Genomic DNA, 22,904 nt, shown 5'->3' with positions numbered 1-22,904 from the left:
TCGACTTGACTATCACTTTTACCTCGCCGTCCCGGCGCACGCTCTGCCGCCTGCTGCCGTTAGCCAGTCTGGTGCTCGCCGCCTGTACCACCCCGCGTCCGGTGGGCCCCGGTCCCAGCCAGCAGGCCCCACAGTGGCAGGCCCATCAGCAGGCGGTCAGCAAGATTGATGCGTTCCAGACGCGCGGCGCCTTTGCCTATCTGTCCGATAAGCAGAGGGTTTATGCTCGCTTCAACTGGCAGCAAACCGCGCAGGATCGCTATCGCCTGCTGCTGACCAACCCGCTGGGCAACACTGAGCTGCAGCTCGACGTGCAGGGCCAGGTGGTGCAGCTGGTCGACAGCAAAGGTAAACGCTACGTCAGCGACGATGCGGAAAAAATGATCGCCCAACTGACCGGCATGCAGATCCCGCTGAACAACCTGCGCCAGTGGATGCTTGGCCTGCCCGGCGACGCAACGGACTATCAGCTGGATGATACGTACCGCCTGCGTCAGGTTAACTACCGCCAGGATGGACAGACGTGGCAGGTCACCTACCTCGGCTATGATACACAGCAGCAGCCCGCACTGCCGTCCAGCCTGGAGCTGAAGCAGGACGATCAGCGCATCAAACTGCGCATGGACAGCTGGACCCTGAAATGACGTTAACCTGTCCCGCTCCCGCCAAGCTAAATCTGTTTCTCTACATTACCGGACGGCGCGCCGACGGCTATCACCAGCTGCAGACGCTGTTTCAGTTTCTCGATTACGGCGACAGCCTGAGTTTCACCCCGCGCAGCGACGGCGCTATTCGCCTGCTGACCCCGGTGGCGGGCGTTGCCGATGATCATAATCTGATCGTCCGCGCCGCGCGTTTGCTGCAGCAGCAGGCCCGTGAGGCGGGCGTGCCGCTGGCCGCCGGCGGCGGTGCGGACATTGCCGTACAGAAGGTGCTGCCGATGGGCGGTGGACTGGGCGGCGGTTCGTCCAATGCCGCCACCACGCTGCTGGCGCTCAATCAGCTGTGGCAAACCGGCTTTTCTCTGACGCAGCTGGCGACCTGGGGATTGACGCTGGGGGCCGATGTACCGGTGTTTGTGCGCGGCGTCGCCGCCTTTGCGGAAGGGATCGGTGAACAGCTGCGGCCTGCTGCGCCGCCGGAAAGATGGTTTTTGGTGCTGCATCCCGGCGTACACATCAGTACTCCGCAGGTGTTCAACGATCCGCAGCTGACCCGGAATACACCGCGTCGCGATTTAGCGACGCTTTTGCAAACGCCTTTCCACAATGATTGTGAGGCAGTCGTAAGAAAACGTTTTCGTGAGGTTGATGCACTTGTTTCCTGGCTGCTAGAATACGCGCCGTCACGCCTGACCGGGACAGGCGCTTGTGTGTTTGCTGAATTTCACACCGAGTCTGCCGCCCGCCAGGTGCTGGAGCAAGCCCCGCAGGGGATGCAGGGTTTTGTGGCCCGGGGCGTTAACGTCTCGCCGCTGCACCGCATCCTGTCGGGGCATCCAGAGTGTGCGTGACCGCGTCACCCTGTTCCAGACGCGGCGCGTGACTCTTTAATACACCCGTATGAACGCTGTTATCCGCTGACGCCGGTAGCCGACCGTGACAGCGTTCATTCTCTGGACGCAAGCCTGAGGTTCTTCTCGTGCCTGATATGAAGCTTTTTGCTGGTAACGCCACCCCGGAACTAGCACAACGTATTGCCAACCGCCTTTACACCAGCCTGGGCGACGCCGCCGTCGGCCGCTTCAGCGATGGTGAAGTGAGCGTACAAATTAACGAAAATGTACGCGGTGGCGATATTTTCATCATCCAGTCCACCTGTGCGCCAACCAACGATAACCTGATGGAGCTGGTTGTTATGGTTGATGCGCTGCGTCGCGCTTCCGCTGGCCGCATTACGGCGGTGATTCCCTACTTCGGCTACGCTCGTCAGGATCGCCGCGTGCGCTCCGCCCGCGTACCGATTACCGCTAAAGTTGTGGCGGATTTCCTCTCCAGCGTCGGCGTGGATCGCGTATTGACGGTGGATCTGCACGCCGAGCAGATTCAGGGTTTCTTTGACGTCCCGGTTGATAACGTATTTGGCAGCCCGATTCTGCTGGAAGACATGCTGCAGATCGGTCTGGAAAACCCGATTGTGGTCTCACCGGATATCGGCGGGGTGGTGCGCGCGCGCGCGATTGCCAAACTGCTGAATGACACCGACATGGCAATTATCGACAAGCGCCGTCCGCGCGCCAACGTCTCCCAGGTGATGCACATCATCGGTGATGTCGCCGGCCGCGACTGCGTGCTGGTCGATGATATGATCGATACCGGCGGTACGCTGTGCAAAGCGGCGGAAGCGCTGAAAGAGCGCGGCGCCAAGCGGGTATTCGCCTACGCCACGCACCCCATCTTCTCCGGTAATGCGCTGGAGAATCTGCGTAATTCGGTGATCGACGAAGTGGTCGTCTGCGACACGATTCCGCTGGCCGACGAGATCAAGGCGCTGCCCAATGTGCGCACGCTGACCCTCTCCGGTATGCTCGCCGAGGCGATTCGCCGCATCAGCAACGAAGAGTCTATCTCGGCGATGTTTGAGCACTGAGGCCTTAACCGCACAAAACGCAAAAGGACGGGCCAGCCCGTCCTTTTTTCTGCTTACCGTTCGCGGTTCAGTGCCCGCCGTGGCCGCCCTTACCCGCGGGGTGATGCGCATGGCCGTGACGACAGCGCGGACTGCCGTAGTGGCGCAGCCAGTAGTAGCGATCGCAGACTTTTTCCCGTCCGCTGAGGCGGGCGCCCACCAGCCAGATTAACGCCCCCATGAAAATCGCCATGATCGCCGCATTGGTCAGCGCGGACGGCAGATTTAACTGCGGTAACTGATTCAGTACGGCATAGCCAACTCCGGCAACCATGGTGACCAATCCCAGCACCATCAATACGTTACCCGTTACATGTGCATGTCTGCGTTTCATCAGTCACCTCCCGTAAGCTGAATGCGGCTGCCAGAGTGCGCCGCTGCACACAGTGTAGGAAAAAGCGCTGGCGTTCAATGCGCTGACGATCACACTTATCATGAATAATCTGACATAAATTTACATCTAACCTGCTGTTTTGTTGAAATTTGCATAATCACGTTGCGAAACGGCCTCCCGCGCGCCGGCGCAGCGGACAGACGGCGAAAAGCGGCCCTGCGCCAGAGGGTTACGGAACGCCGCTGGCCGCGTGGTGCGATACCACCGCCGCGCCGGTGAACGGCGGTTTATCCTGGATAGCGTAATGTTATTCAGCCGCTGCGCGGCCACGTTATCACGCCCTGCTAACGGGACGTGATCGACATCACAGGTCGGCAATGTTAACGTTAACTTGCGTGATTAACATCACATATTCCGGTCGAAGGACGTTCCCTTCGCGAATGTTAACGTTAACAATGTCGGCGACCGATACCCCCTGTTGCTAAGGACATGCGATGCACCTGAATCACCGGAAAAGTTACCTGCTGCTCAGCGGCCTGTTGTTTTTCTTTTTTTTCACCTGGTCATCCGCCTTTTCGCTGATTGCCATCTGGCTACATCAGCAGGTAGGACTGCGCGGCACCGAAACCGGGCTCATTTTCTCGGCAATTGCGCTGGTCGCGCTGTGCGCGCAGCCGCTGTACGGTGTGCTTCAGGATCGGCTTGGGTTGCGTAAATCGCTGCTGTGGTTTCTCGGCGGGCTGCTGCTGCTAACCGGCCCGTTTTTTATCTATGTCTATGCCCCCCTGCTTAAGGCCAATGTGCTGGCCGGCGCGGTGGTCGGTGGCCTGTTTATCGGCGCGACGTTCTTCGCCGGCATCGGCGCGCTGGAGTCCTACGTGGAGCGCGTCAGCCGCATTGTCGGGTTTGAGTTTGGTAGAGCGCGGATGTGGGGCTCGCTCGGCTGGGCCTGCGCCACATTTATTGCCGGACGCCTGATTACCCTGAATCCGGAGATCAACTTCTGGCTGGCCTCCGCCTCCGGCGCGATCTTTTTACTGCTGCTCAGCCAGTTGAAAATGGTCAAAGTCAATGCCATCAGCACGCTGGCGGTTGGCAGCCCGCAGGCGCTGAGCTGGCAGGATACGCTGGCGCTGCTGCGCCTGCCGCCCTTCTGGGCGCTGGTGGTGTTTGTTCTCGGCGTCAGCGTCTATAACGTTTACGATCAGCAGTTTGCCGTCTACTTTAGCGCCCAGTTCGCCACGCCGCAGCAGGGCAACGCCATGTACGGCTACCTCAATTCGCTGCAGGTCTTTCTGGAAGCCGGCGGCATGTTTCTGGCGCCCTGGCTGGTAAACCGCATCGGCGCGCGGCAGGGCCTGCTGCTCAGCGGCGCGATCATGGCGCTGCGCATTATCGGTTCGGGTCTGGCGGACGGCGCGCTGATGATTTCGGCAATGAAACTGCTGCACGCAGTCGAGCTGCCGCTGCTGCTGATTTCCCTGTTCAAATATATCGCCAGCCATTTTGACCCGCGACTCTCGGCCACCCTGTACCTGGTCGGATTTCAGTTCACCACGCAGCTGTGCGCCAGCCTGTTCTCGCCGCTGGCGGGGATCGGCTACGACCGACTGGGCTTTGCCACGACCTATTTGCTGATGGGCAGCATCGTGGCGCTGTTTGTGGTCATTTCCGCCTTCTTACTGCGCGGCGAACACCCGCCCGTCACGCCCGCCTCCCGCGGCGCGATGGCGACCTGATCAAGGAGATTTATCATGAGCACCTTACGTACCTCTCTGGCGGCGGCGCACGCCGCCCGTGACACCCTGCTGGCCGGCCGCGGCGAGCGCTTTTACCCGCAAATTCACCTTGCGCCACCGGCGGGCTGGATGAACGATCCGAACGGGCTTATCTACTGGCAGGGGCGCTACCACGTTTTTTATCAGCATCATCCCCTGAGCGCCGACTGGGGACCGATGCACTGGGGACACATGACCAGCGACGACCTGGTCAGCTGGCAACATCAGCCGATCGCGCTGGCGCCGGGCGATGAAGCGGATCGCGACGGCTGCTTTTCCGGCTGCGCAGTGGATGATAACGGCGTGCTGAGCCTGATCTATACCGGCCACGTCTGGCTGGCGGGCGAAGGCAATGATGCCGCTATTCGCGAAGTGCAGTGCCTTGCCACCAGCCGCGACGGGATCCACTTTGACAAACAGGGGGCGGTGCTGACGCCGCCGCCGGGGATCATGCATTTCCGCGATCCGAAAGTGTGGCGCGAAGGCAACCGCTGGATGATGGTGGTCGGTGCCCGCGACGGTGACGACGTCGGGCAGGTGCTGTTGTACAGCGGCGATAGCCTGCGCGACTGGCACTATGAGGGCGTCCTGGCGAAGGGCAATGCCGGTGACGGCTATATGTGGGAATGCCCGGACTTCTTCCCGCTGGGCGATCGCTGGGTGCTGCTGTTCTCTCCGCAAGGCATAGCCGCTGATGGCTACCGTTTTCGCAATCGCTTTCAGAGCGGCTACCTGAGCGGCCACTGGCAGCCGGGTGGCCATTTTTGCCCTGATGCGCCGTTCCGCGAGCTGGATGCGGGGCACGACTTCTATGCGCCGCAAACGCTGATCGACGCGCAGGGTCGGCGGATTGTATTCGGCTGGATGGATATGTGGGAGTCGCCGATGCCGGGCAAAGCCGACGGCTGGGCCGGCAGCCTGACCCTGCCGCGGGTGCTGACGCTGGCCGCGGACGGCGCGCTGCGCATGTCGCCGCTGCCTGAACTGGCCGCACTGCGCGGCGAGGGTTTCAGCCTGCCCGACAGCTCGCTGCGCAACCAAACCCTGCCGCTGCCGGCAGGCCACGCCCCGCTGGAGCTGACCTTCAGCATCGATCGCCAGCACAGCAGCGCCGAGCGCATGGGGCTGGTGCTCTCCAGTGAGGGGCCGGACGGCGCGGAAATCCGCCTGTACGTTGACGCCCAGGCCGGACGCCTGGTGCTGGATCGCGGCCGTACCGGCCACGGCGTCACCGGCTGCCGCAGCGTGGCGCTGCCGCCGGACGAGACGCTGCGGCTGCAGATCTTCCTTGACCGATCCTCGCTGGAGGTGTTTATCAACGAGGGGACGGCCTGCCTGACCAGCCGCCTGTGGCCCAGCGCGCCGATCGCGACGCTAAGCCTGTTCGCCGAGGACGGTGATGCCCGCTTTAGCGCACTGCAGGGCTGGCCGCTACGCGGTGTGTTTAACACCGACTGAGGCCCGCGCCAACAGCGGACTCGGCAGCGCACATACCTCCCGGTGTGGGCGCTGCTCGATAATGTGCAGCGCCGCTTCCCGACCAATGGCCAGGTGCGGCAGCTGCACGGTCGTTAACGCCGGATAAAACAGTTCGCCGATCCCCACCATGTTGTCATAACCCAGCACCGCCACGTCGGCGGGAATACGTATCCCCTGCCCCAGCAAATACTGATAGGCGACAAACGCCACGCGATCGTTACCGCACACCAGCACATCAAAATCGGGTCGTCCCTGCGGCAGATGCGCCGCCAGCAGGCTCACGGTATCCAGATAGTGATTATCCCCCAACGCCAGATGATACTGCTGTGCCGGCAGAGGCAGTCCGGCTTCGCGCCACGCCTGCTCAAATCCGGCCCGCCGCCGCCGCCCGGCCAGCGTACAGACCGGCAGGTGAATACACAGCGGTCGGCGATAGCCGCGGGCAATCAGCGCGCGCGTCGCCTGATACTGGCCATCGACATCATCCGGTACGTAGCTGGCCACCGGCGCGTCGTCGCTCAGGCAGTTAGCCAGCACCAGCGGCTTATCCCGCAGCCGCGCCGGCAGCGTGATGCGCCGCAGCCCCATGGTGGTAAAAACAATGCCCGCCGGTCGCAGCGACAGCAGTTTATCCACGGCCTGCTGGGCATCCTGATGTTCAAACAGGTTAATGACAAAGGTTGTCCAGCCGTGCTGCTGCGCGGTCTTCTCCAGCGACAGCAGCAGCTCAACCGAGAACGGGGTGGTCGCGGTATCCAGCGCCAGCACCCCGATGGCCGGCGGAACCGACTGGCGGTCGCGAATCTTGCGCGCCGAAAAGTCCGGCACGTAGTGCAGCTGATCGATAGCCTGCTGCACCCGCGCGAGGGTATCCGGACGCAGACGCTCCGGATTATTGATCGCCCGCGATACGGTCATCAGCGACACCGCCGCCAGTTTTGCCACGTCCTTTAAAGAGGCCATCGGGGTCCCACGCTGCTTAAGCTTAGATAGTCGCCATCTTACCCGCCAGACCGCCGGCTGGGTAGCGCAAATCGGCCATTTCAGTGGGTTAACCCGCTGTTTCAACGTCGGTTGTCTGCCGCGAAGCGGCTGGCATTTTGTAATGCGCCGCCGGCCACAGTACACTAGCGCTCTGTCTTCCCCTTTTCAGGATATGCCCGTGAGCCGTATTAAACTGATTGTTGGCCTGGCCAACCCGGGCAGCGACTATGCTGCCACCCGCCATAACGCCGGCGCCTGGTATCTGGACCTGCTGGCCGACCGCCACAATCAGCGCCTTAAAGACGAGAGCAAATTTTATGGTTATACCGCGCGGCTGGCCATCGGCGGCGAAGACGTCCGCCTGCTGGTGCCCACCACCTTTATGAACCTCAGCGGTAAAGCGGTGGCCGCCATGGCGACCTTCTACCGCATCGCACCGGAAGAGATTCTGGTTGCCCACGATGAGCTGGACCTGCCCCCCGGGGTTGCCAGGTTTAAACTGGGCGGCGGCCACGGCGGCCACAACGGCCTGAAAGACATCATCAGCAAGCTGGGCAACAATCCCAACTTTCACCGGCTGCGCATCGGTATCGGCCATCCCGGCGATCGGAACAAAGTGGTGGGATTTGTTCTGGGTAAACCGCCGGCCAGCGAGCAAACGCTGATTGACCAGGCCATTGATGAAGCGGCGCGCTGTACCGAGCTGTGGCTGCAGGAAGATAAGCTGAAAGCAATGAACCGCCTGCACGCGTATAAGGCCGCCTGAACCGCGCCCGCCCTTCCACCGCGGCGGGAGGGCGGGCGCGCAGGCTTAGTCGTCCGCGGCCACCTTCCAGGTGGGAGCATCCAGCTCGTGGGTGCAGAACGGGCCGGCCTGCTTCAGCAGGCGAATGCAATCCTCACTGAGGTGTCGCAGGCGCAGCGACTTACCGGCTTCCTGATAGCGCAGGCTGAGCTTATCGATGGCTTCAACGCCGCTGATGTCCATCACCCGGGTGCGGGCAAAATCAATCACGACCTGCGGCGGATCGCTCTCCGGCGTAAAACGTTCGCTAAAGGCGCCGGTGGAGCCAAAGAACAGCGGCCCTTCCAGCTCGTACGTCTTCACGCCCTGCGCTTCACGGGTATTGATCACGGTTATCTGCGCGTGCTGCCAGGCAAACACCAGCGCCGAAATGATCACGCCAAAAATCACCGCCATCGCCAAATCGGTCCAGATGGTGACCAGCGTGACCGCCACCATCACAAACGCATCCGACTTCGGCATCCGGCGGATGCGGCGCAGCGAGCTCCACTCAAAGGTGCGAATGCACACCACAAACATAATACCGGCCAGCGCCGCTACCGGCAGCAGCGCAATATAGTCTGACAGGCTGATCACGAACAAAATCAGCAGCAGCGCGCCCACGGCGTTGGACAGCCGTCCGCGCCCGCCGGAGGTAAAATTGATGATCGACTGCCCAATCATCGCACAGCCGGCGAAGCTGCCAAAAAAGCCGCACAGCGTGTTGCCAACGCCCTGCGCCACGCACTCTTTATTGCCCCTGCCCTTCTCGCTGCCCATTTCATCGAGCACCGCCAGCGTCAACAGCGACTCAATCAGGCCAACCAGCGCGATAATTACCGAATAGGGCAGCACGATACGCAGCGTCTCCCAGCTCAGCGGCACCGCCGGCAGATGAAAGGCCGGCAGCGAACCGGCAATATCGGCCAGGTCACCCACCCGTTTGGTATCGAGGTGCAGGCCAATAGCCAGTGCGCTGATGATAATCAGCGCCGCCAGCGAGCCGGGGATCACTTTGCTGATGCGTGGAAACAGCCAGACAATCGCCATCGCCAGCGCCACCAGGGCATACATCACCGGCCCCTGCCCTTTAATCATCGGAATTTGCGCCAGCATGATGACGATCGCCAGGCCATTCACAAAGCCATAAATCGCCGGCTGCGGGACCAGCCGGATAAATTTCCCCAGCCGCAGCAGGCCAATTGCCAGTTGGATCACTCCGGCCAGCACGGTGGCTACCAGCACGTACTCATAGCCGTGCTGGGTAATCAGGCTGATTAAGACCACCACGATCGAGCCGGCCGCGCCGGAAATCATCCCCGGTTTACCGCCAATCAGCGCGGTTATCATGCCAAGGATAAACGCCGTATGCAGACCGATAATCGGTGACAGTCCGGCCAGCAGGGAGAAGGCCGTCGCTTCCGGGATCAGCGCAACGGACACCACGGCGCCGGCGAGCACGTCATTTTTGACGTCGCGGAGCCTGAGATGAGTCAGGTTAAACATGTTTTTTCCAGTATTTCAGACAGCAGAATGGGTCGTGCCGCCACGCGGGGCACAATCAGGTCGCGTCAGCGGACGCAGGCAACCGCGGTGGGTTGCGGCAGGCGGGAACTCAGGGCGGCGTAAGCAGAGTACAAGGCATCTGCAGGGTTCTCCGGTAACGGTCGGGGCGGACAGTATGGAAAATTGTGAGGCAGATCTCAAGCGTGGTCCGCGCATTCTGCTGTGAATTCCCCGCCATGCCGGCAACAGAGTTGTGTATAATACGCCATTATTTTTTCGTATCCTCATCCGCACGCGGTGGCGCAGCCGGATGATCAAGCTACTAAGGTGATGTAACCATGGGATTTAAATGCGGTATCGTCGGCCTGCCTAACGTGGGCAAGTCCACCCTGTTTAACGCGCTGACCAAAGCGGGTATTGAAGCGGCCAACTTCCCCTTCTGCACCATTGAACCGAATACCGGCGTGGTGCCGATGCCCGACCTGCGACTGGACCAGCTGGCCGCCATCGTCAAACCGCAGCGCGTGATCCCCACGACCATGGAGTTCGTTGACATCGCCGGCCTGGTGAAAGGCGCGTCGAAAGGCGAAGGCCTAGGCAACCAGTTCCTGACCAACATCCGCGAAACCGAAGCTATCGGCCACGTGGTGCGCTGCTTTGAAAATGACAACATCATCCACGTCTCCGGCAAAGTGAACCCGGCGGAAGACATCGACGTGATCAACACCGAGCTGGCGCTGTCGGATCTCGATACCTGCGAGCGCGCCATTCAGCGCGTGCAGAAAAAAGCCAAAGGCGGCGACAAAGATGCCAAAGCCGAACTGGCCGCGCTGGAAAAATGCCTGCCACACCTGGAAAACGCCGGCATGCTGCGCTCACTGGCGCTGGATGCTGATGAAAAAGCCGCAATCCGCTACCTGAGCTTCCTGACCCTGAAGCCGACCATGTACATTGCCAACGTCAACGAAGACGGGTTCGAAAACAATCCGTACCTCGACCAGGTGCGGGCCATCGCTGAAAAAGAAGGATCGGTGGTAGTGCCGGTCTGTGCGGCAGTAGAATCCGACATTGCCGAGCTGGAAGATGACGAGCGCGACGAGTTTATGGCAGAGCTGGGCCTGACCGAACCGGGCCTGAACCGGGTGATCCGCGCCGGCTACGCGCTGCTTAATCTGCAAACTTACTTCACCGCTGGCGTAAAAGAAGTGCGCGCCTGGACGATACCGGTAGGCGCAACCGCACCGCAGGCGGCGGGTAAAATCCACACCGACTTCGAAAAAGGCTTTATTCGCGCCCAAACCATCGCCTTTGATGACTTTATCGCCTGCAAAGGGGAACAGGGTGCCAAAGAGGCCGGCAAGATGCGCTCGGAAGGCAAAGAGTACATCGTTAAAGACGGCGATGTGATGAACTTCCTGTTCAACGTCTAATTCGCTTCTGTTGTCTCATGGGATCTCAGCCAATCACATGAAGACTGGAGATCCCCATTAAATCCACGCGGTTGCGTGGATTTTTCTTTTCATCATGTCTCAGCTTATCTCATAACAGCGCAGTCAAAAATGAGTACAGACATGAGTACAATCAGTTTCCATCTTCATTTTAGCTGAGTACAAGTGAAGTGGTTTACTGAATTTGGCCACCTGATCAGAGGTGATATGCTCACCTCAGAACAACACAGGTGCTCCAGTGAAAAGAGGACATTTTAGTCCTGAATTCAAACGCGAATCTGCTCAGCTGATTGTCGACCAAAATTACACCCTCTCCGACGCTGCTCAGGCTATGGAGGGTGGTCTTTCCACGATGACGAAAGGGGTCAAATAACTGCGTGATGAGCGTCAGGGCAAAACGCCAAAAGCTTCGCCGATAACGCCGGAACAAATCGAAATACGTCAGCTAAAGAAAAAACTACAACGTATTGAAATGGAATACGATATTCTAAAAAAGGCTACCGCGCTCCTGATGTCAGACTCCCTGAACAGTTCTCGTTAATCGGGAAACTCAGGCCGCGTTATCCTCTGGTCACACTGTGCCATATGCACGGGGTTCCTCGCAGCAGCTACAAATACTGGAAAACCGCCCTGAAAAACCAAACGGCAGACGGGCGGTATTACGCAGTCAGGCACTTGAACTACATGGCATCAGCCACGGCCGGAGTAAGAAGCATCGCCACAATGGCAACTCAGAGAGGCTATCAGATGGGACGCTGGCTTGGGCAGGCTCATAAAAGAGCTGGGACTGGTCAGTTGCCAGCGGCCGACTCACCGGTACCGGCGTGGCGGTCATCAGCACGTTGCTGTCCCGAATCACCTTGAGCAACAGTTCGCCGTAACGGAGCCGAACCCGGTGTGGTGCGGTGATGTGACCCGTATCTGGACAGGTAAGCGCTGGGCATACTTCGCCGCTGTTCCCGACCTGTTCGCAAGAAACCCCGTGGGCTGGGCAATGTCGTTCTCACCGGACAGCAGGCTCACCATGAAAGCGCTGGAAATGGCATGGGAAACGCGCGGTAAACCCGTCGGGGTGATGTTCCACAGCGATCAGGGCAGTCATTATACCAGCCGGCAGTTCCGGCCGTTACGGTGGCGATACCGGGTCCGACAGAGTATGAGCCGGCGCGGAAGCTGCCGGGATAACAGCCCATCGAACGCTTCTTCCGGAGTCTGAAGAACAAATGGGTGCCGGTGACGGGTTACGTAAGCTTCAGCGATGCAGCTCAGGCCATAACGGACGATATCGTTGGATATCACAGTGCACTAAGAGCGCAAGAATATAATGGTGGGTTACCACCAAACGAATCGGAAAACCGATACTGGAAAAACGCTCACGCAGTGGCCGGTTTTTGTTGACCACTTCACTTCCACGCATCCCGTAGCGTCACGGCGGGCTCCATCGCTCGCCAGTCGCGGCAGCGCAGCGCATCACTGAAGAGACGCCGTCCGGGGCGATCCCCGCAGAACGATCATCAGGACGCGGATAGCGGCTATTGCGATCCCGCCAGCGCTTATCCACGCGGTCATTTCCGGTGGAAAGGCGGGGCAATATCGGTCTGGTTTTTCGCGGCCGGGCAGACCGGTGCAGCCGGCAGCGACCGGCTCTTATCTCAGGGCGGTAAGACGCGGTTCAGGCGCATCCTGCGTTCAGTTCAGCGCGCGGGGATCGAGACACTGCCGCGGCCAGAGGGCTTCGGAGGAGCAGATTGATCCCCCTGCGCATTTACATCGGGCGCAAATCGCCGATAATAATCGCCTGCCCGGCTGTCGGACTCACAGTGATGAATAATACGGTTCCCCCTTCCACGCGGCGCGCGCGTCCGCTGAAGCTGAGTACGACGGTCACCCTGATGATCGGCGCGGTACTGGCCAGCGTTCTGCTGGTGGTGCATCTTTTTTATCTTTTTCAAATCAGTGAGATGACTCGCCAGCGCGTCCAGGATAAAGCGCTGGCTGTCGCGCGCACGCTGGCCGACTCACCGGTGGTGCGCGACGGGCTGACGCAGCCGCCGACCGACGGCGCTATCCAGGCCCTCGCCCGCCAGGTCATGGTGCGCAATGATCTGCTGTTTGTGGTAGTGACCAATATGGACGGCATTCGCTACTCCCACCCCCGCCGCGAAGCGATCGGCCAGCACTTTATTGGTGAAGATCTTAACCCGGCGCTGGCGGGCCGTGAGAATATCGCGGTGAACCGCGGGGTGCTGGCGCGTGCGCTGCGGGTTTTCGCACCGGTGTATGACGCGCAGCACCGGCAGATCGGCGTGGTGGCAATTGGTATCGCCCTCAGCGACCTGGCGCAGCAGGTGAATAAAAGCCGCTGGGGCATCGTCTGGACGGTGCTGTTTGGTACCCTGGTCGGCACGCTGGGCACCGTGTTTCTGGTGCGGGTACTGAAGCGGATCCTGTTTGGTCTCGAGCCGTATGAAATTTCCGCGCTGTTTGAGCAGCGCCAGGCGATGCTGCAGGCGATCAAAGAGGGCATTATCGCGCTGGACGCCCGCGGCGAGGTGACGCTGATTAACGAGCAGGCACGCCAGCTGTGTCGCCACGCCGACGCCAGCGAAAAGCAGCATCATACGGTGCTGGATGAACAACATCCGCTGCTGCGCAACCTGCGCGATGTGCTGCAGAACGGCCAGCCGCGCCGCGATGAGGAGTTTACCGTTAACGGCCGGCTGTTGATCAGCAATACCGTCCCGGTTCGCAGCCAGGGCGCGCTGCTCGGCGCTATCTGCACGTTCCGCGACAAAACCGAGGTGACCCAGCTGATGCAGCGGCTAACCGGAATGGTCAACTACGCCGACGCGCTGCGCGAGCGTTCGCATGAGTTTATGAATAAGCTGCACGTGATTCTCGGGCTGCTGCACATGAAAAGCTATGCGCAGCTGGAGGCCTATATTCTGAAAACGGCCAATACCTATCAGGCAGAGATCGGGTCGCTGCTGCGGCAGATCAAGTCGCCGGTGATCGCCGGTTTTCTGCTGAGTAAAATTAACCGCGCCTCCGACGGCGGCCACCAGCTGATCATCGACGACGCCAGCTTTTTACCGGACAGCGGTAACGAGCAGCAGGTAGCGACGCTGATTACCGTGCTGGGTAACCTGATTGAGAACGCCCTGGACGCGCTGGCCGATCAGCCGGATGGCGAAATCCATTTGCTGCTGCACTATCAGCAGGGATGGCTGGCCTGCGAGGTCGGTGATGACGGACCGGGTATTCCCGCCGGGCGTCTGGCGCACATTTTTGACAAGGGGTGGTCGACTAAGGGCGAACAGCGCGGCGTCGGCCTGTTTTTGGCGCGGCAGCAAATCGAGAGCCTTGGCGGAAAAATTATTGTAGAGTCCGAGCCTGGGGTCTATACCCAGTTTTTTGTTCAACTGCCCTGGGATGGAGGTAACGTACACGCATGATGAACGTGTTAGTGGTTGATGATGATGCCATGGTCGCCGAGCTGAACCGCTGCTATATCGGCCAGCTCCCCGGCTTTACCTGCTGCGGTAGCGCATCCACGCTGCAGCAGGCACAGGAGTTTATCCAGAATCGCGCGCTGGCGATCGATTTGATTCTGCTGGACATCTATCTGCAGCAGGATAACGGGCTGGATCTGCTGCCGCTGCTGCGCCAGTCCGGTCGGGAAAGTGACGTGATCGTCATCTCCTCCGCCGCGGACGCCGCGACCATCAAAACGTCGCTGCACTACGGCGTGGTCGACTACCTGATCAAACCGTTTCAGTTTGCCCGCTTTGAAGAGGCGCTGCGCGGTTGGCAGCAGAAAAAAAACGCCATGGACAAGCTGCCCTACTACGAGCAGTCGGAGCTGGATAAGCTGCTGCACGGCAGCCTGCCCGCGCAGAGCGAGACGCAGCGCCTGCCCAAAGGGCTGACGCCGCAGACGCTGCGCACGCTGTGCCAGTGGATTGAGGCCCATCCGGCGGAGGAGTTTTCCACCGATGAGCTGGCAGCGGCGGTCAACATTTCCCGCGTATCCTGTCGCAAATATCTGATCTGGCTGGCGGACTCACATATTCTGTTCACCAGTATCCATTACGGTGCAACCGGTCGGCCGGTGTACCGCTATCGCCTGCAGCCCGAGTACCGCGATCTGCTGCGTCACTATTGTCAGTAACCGACCGGGAGCCACTGCCAGCTGTCATCGAGTAAAGTAAACGTATAGTGGCGCTGCGATGACGGAATCACCCGCCGATCGCGGGTGACAAAGATCGCTTCGAGGGCCGGCTCCTGCGCCAGCGCCGCCAGCCCCCTCTCCACCCCCATGCCGTACAGCAGGGTGGTCCAGATATCACCGTCGATGGAGTCTGCGGAAATCACCGTCACGCTGAGCAGTTCATTATCCAGCGGGTAGCCGGTTTTAGGATCCAGAATGTGATGCCACAGACGGCCATCCTGCTCAAACCAGCGTTCGTAAATCCCCGAGGTGACCACCGAACGGTCGCGCACCTGCAGGGCGCCAATCAGCGTCTCCGGGCCGGCGAACGGCGTTTTTAAACCTATACTCCAGCCCGCGTCACTGCCCGCGCCTAGCGTATGCACGTTACCGCCGAGGTTTATCAGCGCGCGATCCACCTGCTGCTGACGCAGATCGTCCCGTACCCGATCGGCAATATAGCCTTTGGCAATCGCGCCGAGGTCGAGCGCCATCCCCGCCTGCGGCAGCCACACCGTGTGCGACGCCGCGTCCAGCACGACCCGCTGCGGATCGGTCAACGGCAGCAGCGCGGCAATCTCCGCCGCCGGCGGTACGCTATCGCCGCGAAAACCGATTTTCCAGCGCTTAACCAGCGGGCCGATGGCGAAATTAAACAGGCTGTCCGGGCGGAGGCTGGCGGCCTGCGCGCGGGCAATCAGCGCAAATACCGGCGCACTGACCGTGACCGGATGGCGACCCGCAGCGAGGTTGATGTCCATCACCTGCGACGGCGTGCGATTGACGGTGAGCAGATTCTCCAGCTGTTTAATCAGCCGGAAGGTACGGCGAGCCACCGCCGGGTCGTCGTGAAACAGCTTCAGCAGGATTGGCGATCCCAGCAGGGTCGCCGCATAGCTCCAGATACGGGGTTCAGCGTGCATAAGCAACTCCGCTTAGCGTTGCCCCCGCCGGGCAGCGGGGGCGAACGGAATGGGTACCCGCCGTGGGGCGTCCGGCCTGGGTGGCGCAGCCCCGGGCAGCGGGAGCGGATGGGATTATCGCCGGGCATAAGCCGCCGCGTGGCGTCCGGCCAGAATACCGAAGATGATGATATCGGCAATGGCGTTGCCGCCGATGCGGTTAGCGCCGTGGATCCCGCCGGTCACTTCACCGGCCGCCCAGGCACCGGGAATCACCTCACCGTCCGCATTCAGTACGGCGGTATCCGGATTGATGGTCACCCCTCCCATGGTGTGGTGAACGCCCGGGGCGATGCGGATCGCGTAGAACGGTCCTTCATTCAGCGGATGACGCAGGGCGGTCTGACGACCAAAGTCGTCATCGTGCTGCTGAGCCACAAACTGATTGTAGCGCGCGAGGGTAGCCAACAGGGCATTCTGATCCATGTTCAGCTTCACCGCCAGCGCCTCCGGCGTATCCGCCTGCTCAACAAATCCTTTCGCAATGTACTCATCGGCGGCTTTGTTGTTGCGCCGGACCTGATCGTCAAAGATGATCCAGGCACTTTTTTCCGGCAGGGCAATGATCTGCGCGGAGACTTTGTCGCGGGTTTCCATTTCATTAAAGAAGCGCTGCCCCGCCTGACTGACCAGAATAGCCCCACCGCCGCGAATCGATTCGGAAATCAGATACGAAGTGGTCTGCTCGACCGTCGGATGGATCTGGATCTCCTGCATATCAACCGTGCCGGCGCCCAGGCGCTGCAGCAGGCCAATGCCGCTGCCGGTTGCCCCTTTATGGTTAGTGGTGACAAAACCGTCCAGCTCGGGGCGATATTTCACCACCATCTCCCGGTTGGCGCTGAAGCCGCCGGTCGCGACAATCACGCTTTTTGCCAACAGAATACGGCTGTCATTGTACTCATTCACCACCTTCACGCCGCAGACCGCCCCGTTTTCACTGAGGATCTCGGCCACGGAAGTATCCAGCATCACGTCAATATTGCGATTGTTCAGATTTTTGACCAGCCCGCTGATCAGGAACCCCCCCACCGCCGATCGGTCTGCGGGACGGTGGGTGCGATCGGTACCCATCCCGCCGGTAATGGTGATGTCATCCAGCACGATGTGGTGATCGGCCAGCCAGTCAATCGCCGCCGGCGCCAGTTCAACGAACTCTTTCAGTAAAACCGGGTTGTTTTTGAATTTGCCGCCCTTCAACGTTTCATCGTAGAAGGCCGTTTTGCTATCGTGGATCCCCTTCAGCTTCTGGAAACGCGTTTCCGCGGCGTTCATCCCGACCGATGCCTTGATGGTGTTACCACCGATGGTCGCCATTTTTTCGACTATCACCACCCGCGCCCCGTCGTCGCAGGCCTCAATGGCTGCCGCCAGGCCGGCGCCGCCGCTGCCGATCACCACCACATCATACTGCTGCGGAGCCTCCGGGTTGCCGCCCTCTTCAATCACCTGCGCCTTGCTGGAGGTAGCCAGCGCGCGCGACACGGCTTTTTTCAGCGCCTCACTCTGGGTCGTGGCGCCGGTAATGGCATCCACATACGGACTGTTAGCCACCAGCATGCGGTTGCGCAGGGTATCAAAGGTGGTCGTGAAATCCACATCCAGTGAGTCATCCTGCTCCAGCGCGATGTCGGTAATGCGATCGGTATCCAGGGTGACATTGATTTTCAGCTTCAGCGCCTCGGCTTCCACTTTCTCCTGGAATACGCCCGGCTTGTATTTACGCCCGCTGGTGCTGGTGTCGCGGATCATCGCATCCACCAGCGAGAAGCGCCACAGCGGCTCCGGAATGGTCAGCGCCTCGCGCTGCGTGCTGTCGATAAACAGCTCCAGAGTCTGATTGTTGATGATGCGGTCGGCCCAGTCGGGATAGGCAATGCAGGCCTTGCCTATCGCCACCAGATCGTAGCCGTGAGCCAGTCCCAGCTCGGCATCGCTTTTATTCACCACCCCGCCTACGCCGATCGTCGGCACTTTCGCCAGCGTCGGGGAGCGCTGCGCCAGGTACTTCTCAATCAGCGGCGTGGGATCTTGATGCTCCACAATCGACGAGCGTAGCAGCTGGCCGACCGAGAAATGCACGTAGTCAAGGCCGCGTTCCGCCAGTTTCTCCAGCAGGTACAGCGTGTCGTCAAAACGGATGCCGGGAACTTCCAGCTCCTCGGGTGAAAAGCGATAACCGATGATAAAATCGGCGCTGGCAAAGCGCGCGGCCATCTTATGGGTTATCTCCAGCACCGCCAGCGGAAAGCGCGCGCGATTTTCACGGCTGCCGCCCCACTGGTCTTCGCGGCGGTTGGAGTGCGGTGAATAAAACTGCTGGATCAGATAGGTATTGGCACCGTGGATCTCGACGCCGTCGAAGCCGGCTTTGATTGCCCGGTTCACCGCATCGCCAAATTTAGTGATCATCATGTCCACTTCGTCACCGGTCAGCGCGCGCGGCGTGGTGGCCCCTTCGCGGGGTGCGGCAATCGCGCTCGGGGCCACCGGGGTGCGTCCCCCGATCAGCTCCGGCTCCACCATGCGGCCACCGTGATAAATTTGCAGTATGGCTTTGGATCCGCGCGATTTGATCGCCTCGGCAATGCGCGCCAGACCGGGAATTTTGTTGTCGCTGTCAATGGCAATCGCACCGGGAAACGCCGGGCCCAGATTATCAATAAAGCAGCACTCGACGATCACCGCCCCCAGGGTGCCGGCGCGCACGCGATAGTAATCGACCAGCTCGCGGGTGACCGTACCGTCGTAAAAACCCGTACAGGTGGTCATCGGTGCCATCACCAGTCGATTTTTGAGGACGGCGCCGCGCGGCAGGGTGAGCGGGTTGAGAATCGGGGTCAGTGTGTTCATGGTCATCAACTCCAAATTAAAAACAAAGAAGAAGAGGGTAAAGACGCTTGATTATTTATTTTAAGTGGTCTGATCTGATGAAGATAATATAACAATTATGCGGCACATATAAGCGATAACTTTAGTTTTTTAACTTTTAATTTAGTAAATAATCGTTAATCTGTTTTCGCTTCATTACTACAACACCTAATTGTAATCGACAGGTTATAAAAAGCAACTTGCCGTTAACACATTTTTTTAACTCACGTATAATCAATGAGTTAATTAATATTACTGGACAAATACTGATTTTCAACCAGAGTGTATTCCGAGCAAAACAAAAACAGACCCGTGCCACAAAGGAGACGAAAACCCGGCATTACAAGGAATGCGTTAAAATAGCCTTATTGAAAATTGATCCAGATCAATAACGCGCATTCTATACATCGCTTCTTGTTCGTTTCATTTATAAAATATTCAGCAAAGTGGTGCATTTATATTTTTCTTTTCGCCGGGCTCATTGCCATTACCGGCGGAAAGACAACACGGTTCTCAATTACTGAAGATAACGCCCATGAAAACACCTACCTCCACGCAGGCTCCTGCCGCCGCACCACCCGCCGCGGCCGGCGCGAAAAAAAGTCTGTTTCTGCTGTTTCTTCCGGTGCTGGTCAGCGTTGTGCTGCTGCTGGTGCCTGTTCCGGAGGGCCTGGCTCCCCACGCCTGGCACTTCTTTGCCATCTTCGTCGGGGTCATTGTTGGCCTGATCTTTGAACCGCTGCCCGGCGCAGTGATCGGCCTGACCGGGGTAGTGGTGATTGCCCTGTTTAACCAGTGGCTGCTGTTCAGCCCCGCCGAGCTGGCTAACCCGGCATTCAAGCCGGCGGCCCAGTCGTTTAAGTGGGCGGTGAGTGGCTTTGGTAACTCCACCGTCTGGCTCATTTTCGGCGCCTTCATGTTTGCCGCCGGCTATGACAAGACGCAGTTTGGCCGTCGTCTGGCGCTGATTTTGGTTAAATACCTTGGGCGCCGCAGCCTGACGCTCGGCTACGCCATCACCTTTGCCGACCTGCTGCTGGCGCCGTTTACCCCCTCCAACACCGCGCGCAGCGGCGGCACCATTTATCCGATCATCGCTAACCTGCCGCCGCTGTACGGCTCCAAGCCCAACGATCCCAGCGCGCGTAAAATCGGCTCTTATCTGATGTGGGTAGCGATCACCGCCGCCTGTATCACCAGCTCGATGTTCCTGTCGGCGCTGGCGCCAAACCTGCTGGCGCTGGCGCTGGTGAAGAGCGTGGTGGGCTTTGATATTTCGTGGGGCATGTGGTTTATCGCCTTCCTGCCGCTGGGCGTGCTGCTGATACTGACCATGCCACTGCTGGCCTACTGGCTCTATCCACCGGAAGTGAAATTCAACGACGAGGTACCACGCTGGGCCAGCAGTGAACTGGAGAAGCTTGGCAGGCTGTCGCGAAATGAGATCCTGCTGCTGATATTTGTGGTTTGCGCCCTGCTGATGTGGATTTTCGCCACAGCCTGGATTGAGCCGGCGATGGCCGCGCTGCTGGTGATTGTGCTGATGCTGTGGACCCGGGTACTGAACTGGAGTGACATCACCAATAATAAAGCCGCGTGGAACACCTTCGCCTGGTTTGCCACCCTGGTGGCGCTGGCCGACGGTCTGGCCCGGGTCGGGTTTATCGCCTGGCTGGGCAAAGAGGGAGGCCAGCTGCTGCAAGGCTACGATCCGCAGGTCTCGGCGGTGGTGCTGCTGGTGGCGTTTTTCCTGCTGCACTATCTGTTTGCCAGCACCACCGCGCACACCACCGCGCTGCTGCCGGCGATGCTGACCATTGCTGCGGCGATCCCGGGGATTAATATGCCGGTCTTCTGCCTGATGATGTGCACCTCCCTCGGGGTAATGGGCATCATTACCCCGTACGGTACCGGCCCCAGCCCGATTTACTACGGCAGCGGCTACCTGCCAACCAAAGATTACTGGCGGCTGGGCACCCTGTTTGGCGGCTTCTTCCTGCTGACCATGATGCTGATCGCCTATCCGTGGATGGTAATGATCTTCTGAGGAAATGGCGCCTGAGCGCGTGCAGATGTTAACGTAGTGTTATACCATGCCCCCACCCGACCGTCGCTTCCGGCGGCGGGCGGGCATAACAACGATGAAACGTCGCCAATGATGTTGTGCGTTTCCCCTGGCGGGCAGCGGCAACCGGTCATTAAGTGAGAGAACATGTCGAATAAACCTTTCCATTATCAGAACCCCTTCCCTCTTGCCCCTGAGGATACCGAGTACTACCTGCTGAGCCGCGACTACGTCTCAGTGGCCGAATTTGACGGCCAGGAAGTGCTGAAGGTCGACCCTCAGGCGCTGACGCTGCTGGCGCAGCACGCCTTCCATGATGCCTCCTTTATGCTGCGCCCGGCGCACCAGAAGCAGGTTGCCGCCATTCTTGATGACCCGGAAGCCAGCCAGAACGACCGCTACGTGGCGCTGCAGTTTCTGCGTAATTCAGCAATTGCGGCTAAGGGTATTCTGCCGACCTGCCAGGATACCGGCACCGCGATCATCATGGGTAAAAAAGGCCAGCGCGTCTGGACCGGCGGCGGTGACGAGGCGGCACTGTCGCGCGGGGTGTACAACACCTATATTGAAGATAACCTGCGCTATTCGCAGAACGCCGCGCTGGATATGTACAACGAGGTGAACACCGGCAGCAACCTGCCGGCGCAGATCGATCTCTACAGCGTTGACGGCGACGAATACAAATTCCTTTGTATCGCCAAAGGCGGCGGCTCGGCGAACAAAACCTATCTGTATCAGGAAACCAAAGCGCTGCTGAGCCCCGGTAAGCTGAAAGCCTTTCTGACCGAGAAGATGCGCTCACTGGGCACCGCGGCCTGCCCGCCGTACCACATCGCCTTTGTCATTGGCGGCACCTCTGCGGAGAGCACGCTGAAAACGGTGAAACTGGCGTCAACGCACTATTACGACACCCTGCCCACCGAAGGTAACGAGCACGGTCAGGCATTTCGCGATTTGCAGTTGGAAGCGGAACTGCTCAAGGAGGCGCAGAACCTCGGCCTCGGCGCGCAGTTTGGTGGCAAGTACTTCGCCCACGATATCCGCGTGATCCGCTTGCCGCGCCACGGTGCCTCCTGCCCGGTAGGCATGGGCGTTTCCTGCTCCGCCGACCGCAACATCAAGGGCAAAATCAACCGCGACGGTATCTGGCTGGAGAAGCTGGAGCAAAATCCGGACCAATACATTCCCGCGGAGCTGCGTCAGCAGGGTGAAGGCGACGTGGTGCAGGTCGATCTGAATCGCCCGATGGCCGATATTCTGGCGCAGCTGTCCCAGTATCCGGTCTCTACCCGCCTGTCGCTCAGCGGCACCATCATTGTGGCGCGAGATATCGCCCACGCCAAACTGAAAGAGCGTCTGGATAATGGCCAGGGGCTGCCGCAGTATGTGAAAGATCACCCGATTTACTACGCCGGTCCGGCCAAGACGCCAGAAGGCTACGCGTCCGGCTCACTCGGTCCAACCACCGCCGGGCGTATGGACTCCTACGTCGATCAGCTGCAGGCCAACGGTGGCAGCATGATCATGCTGGCAAAGGGCAACCGCAGCCAGCAGGTCACCGATGCCTGCCACAAACACGGCGGCTTCTATCTTGGCAGCATTGGCGGTCCGGCGGCGGTACTGGCGCAGCAGAGCATCAAAAGCCTCGAGTGCGTGGAATATCCGGAGCTGGGTATGGAAGCGATTTGGAAAATCGAGGTGGAAAACTTCCCGGCCTTTATTCTGGTGGATGATAAAGGCAATGACTTTTTCCAGCAGATCCGCGACGGCCAGTGCGCGGCCTGCGTGAAGTGATCCCCTGCCCCGCACCGCGGGGCTTTTTTTGGCCTGTCGAACGGCCGGCCTTCCGGGGCGC

Annotated in this window: 16 protein-coding genes and 1 pseudogene; 12 read left to right on the top strand and 5 right to left on the bottom strand. The window is 59.7% G+C overall.

Annotated elements, in window-relative coordinates; translation table 11 throughout:
• Nucleotides 1–5 precede the first annotated feature (5 nt).
• From lolB to prs, 3 genes are all read left to right on the top strand, one after another.
• The gene (lolB, locus tag BS626_RS03940; RefSeq protein WP_240494252.1) at nt 6–644 is read left to right on the top strand and encodes a lipoprotein insertase outer membrane protein LolB; all 639 of its coding nucleotides are present in this window, start codon (nt 6–8) and stop codon (nt 642–644) included.
• Nucleotides 641–1,513, top strand: a complete 873-nt coding sequence (gene ispE / locus BS626_RS03935) for a 4-(cytidine 5'-diphospho)-2-C-methyl-D-erythritol kinase (RefSeq protein ID WP_075181068.1) — start codon at nt 641–643, stop codon at nt 1,511–1,513. Before lolB ends, ispE begins: the two co-directional genes overlap by 4 nt.
• A 128-nt stretch (nt 1,514–1,641) precedes the next feature.
• Nucleotides 1,642–2,589, top strand: a complete 948-nt coding sequence (prs, locus tag BS626_RS03925; RefSeq protein WP_139308752.1) for a ribose-phosphate diphosphokinase — start codon at nt 1,642–1,644, stop codon at nt 2,587–2,589.
• Between the two features lie 67 nt (nt 2,590–2,656).
• Here the strand turns inward: prs and ychH are convergent, their stop codons facing one another.
• On the bottom strand, nt 2,657–2,962 hold the full coding sequence (gene ychH, locus BS626_RS03920; protein ID WP_075181066.1) for a stress-induced protein YchH: 306 nt from the start codon (nt 2,960–2,962) through the stop codon (nt 2,657–2,659).
• Between the two features lie 494 nt (nt 2,963–3,456).
• Between ychH and BS626_RS03915 the strand changes: the two genes are divergently transcribed.
• Nucleotides 3,457–4,701 (top strand): MFS transporter, encoded by a 1,245-nt coding sequence (locus BS626_RS03915; protein WP_075181065.1) that lies wholly within the window; start codon nt 3,457–3,459, stop codon nt 4,699–4,701.
• A 15-nt stretch (nt 4,702–4,716) separates the two neighbouring features.
• The gene (locus BS626_RS03910; RefSeq protein WP_075181064.1) at nt 4,717–6,198 is read left to right on the top strand and encodes a glycoside hydrolase family 32 protein; all 1,482 of its coding nucleotides are present in this window, start codon (nt 4,717–4,719) and stop codon (nt 6,196–6,198) included.
• Here BS626_RS03910 and BS626_RS03905 read toward each other — a convergent pair.
• Complete coding sequence (locus BS626_RS03905; protein ID WP_075181063.1) at nt 6,172–7,182, bottom strand: LacI family DNA-binding transcriptional regulator; 1,011 nt, start codon at nt 7,180–7,182, stop codon at nt 6,172–6,174. The genes BS626_RS03910 and BS626_RS03905 overlap by 27 nt on opposite strands.
• Nucleotides 7,183–7,381: 199 nt before the next feature.
• On the opposite strand from BS626_RS03905, the gene pth reads away from it, so the two are divergent.
• Nucleotides 7,382–7,969, top strand: coding sequence for an aminoacyl-tRNA hydrolase (pth, locus tag BS626_RS03900; RefSeq protein WP_075181062.1), 588 nt, complete (start codon nt 7,382–7,384; stop codon nt 7,967–7,969).
• Nucleotides 7,970–8,014: 45 nt separating this feature from the next.
• Here pth and BS626_RS03895 read toward each other — a convergent pair whose 3' ends face one another.
• Nucleotides 8,015–9,493: a SulP family inorganic anion transporter gene (locus tag BS626_RS03895; protein WP_075181061.1), complete on the bottom strand. Its 1,479-nt coding sequence runs from the start codon at nt 9,491–9,493 to the stop codon at nt 8,015–8,017.
• Between the two features lie 338 nt (nt 9,494–9,831).
• Between BS626_RS03895 and ychF the strand changes: the two genes are divergently transcribed.
• The 4 genes and pseudogenes from ychF to dcuR all read left to right on the top strand — a co-directional run bounded on the left by ychF (nt 9,832) and on the right by dcuR (nt 15,112).
• Nucleotides 9,832–10,923, top strand: coding sequence for a redox-regulated ATPase YchF (gene ychF, locus BS626_RS03890; protein ID WP_075181060.1), 1,092 nt, complete (start codon nt 9,832–9,834; stop codon nt 10,921–10,923).
• A 256-nt stretch (nt 10,924–11,179) separates the two neighbouring features.
• Nucleotides 11,180–12,339 (top strand): annotated as a pseudogene (locus tag BS626_RS18080) (IS3 family transposase).
• A gap of 425 nt (nt 12,340–12,764) precedes the next feature.
• Nucleotides 12,765–14,396, top strand: a complete 1,632-nt coding sequence (locus tag BS626_RS03870) for a sensor histidine kinase (protein WP_075181057.1) — start codon at nt 12,765–12,767, stop codon at nt 14,394–14,396.
• Nucleotides 14,393–15,112, top strand: a complete 720-nt coding sequence (dcuR, locus tag BS626_RS03865; RefSeq protein WP_075181056.1) for a two-component system response regulator DcuR — start codon at nt 14,393–14,395, stop codon at nt 15,110–15,112. The genes BS626_RS03870 and dcuR overlap by 4 nt, the downstream gene beginning before the upstream one ends.
• Here dcuR and BS626_RS03860 read toward each other — a convergent pair.
• Together BS626_RS03860 and BS626_RS03855 are read right to left on the bottom strand one after the other, a co-directional pair.
• Nucleotides 15,106–16,074: an FAD:protein FMN transferase gene (locus tag BS626_RS03860; protein ID WP_075181055.1), complete on the bottom strand. Its 969-nt coding sequence runs from the start codon at nt 16,072–16,074 to the stop codon at nt 15,106–15,108. The two genes, dcuR and BS626_RS03860, sit on opposite strands and share 7 nt — an antisense overlap.
• A 114-nt stretch (nt 16,075–16,188) precedes the next feature.
• Nucleotides 16,189–18,966 (bottom strand): flavocytochrome c, encoded by a 2,778-nt coding sequence (locus BS626_RS03855; RefSeq protein ID WP_075181054.1) that lies wholly within the window; start codon nt 18,964–18,966, stop codon nt 16,189–16,191.
• A gap of 553 nt (nt 18,967–19,519) precedes the next feature.
• Between BS626_RS03855 and BS626_RS03850 the strand changes: the two genes are divergently transcribed.
• Together BS626_RS03850 and fumA are read left to right on the top strand one after the other, a co-directional pair.
• On the top strand, nt 19,520–21,031 hold the full coding sequence (locus BS626_RS03850; protein ID WP_075181053.1) for an anion permease: 1,512 nt from the start codon (nt 19,520–19,522) through the stop codon (nt 21,029–21,031).
• A gap of 165 nt (nt 21,032–21,196) precedes the next feature.
• The gene (gene fumA / locus BS626_RS03845; protein WP_075181052.1) at nt 21,197–22,843 is read left to right on the top strand and encodes a class I fumarate hydratase FumA; all 1,647 of its coding nucleotides are present in this window, start codon (nt 21,197–21,199) and stop codon (nt 22,841–22,843) included.
• Nucleotides 22,844–22,904 lie beyond the last annotated feature (61 nt).

Source organism: Pantoea sp. 1.19 (genome assembly GCF_001922585.1).
Taxonomy (GTDB): Bacteria; Pseudomonadota; Gammaproteobacteria; order Enterobacterales; family Enterobacteriaceae; genus 1-19.
Note: the sequence above shows the minus strand (reverse complement) of the source record. Positions and strands in the feature narration are given on the sequence as shown.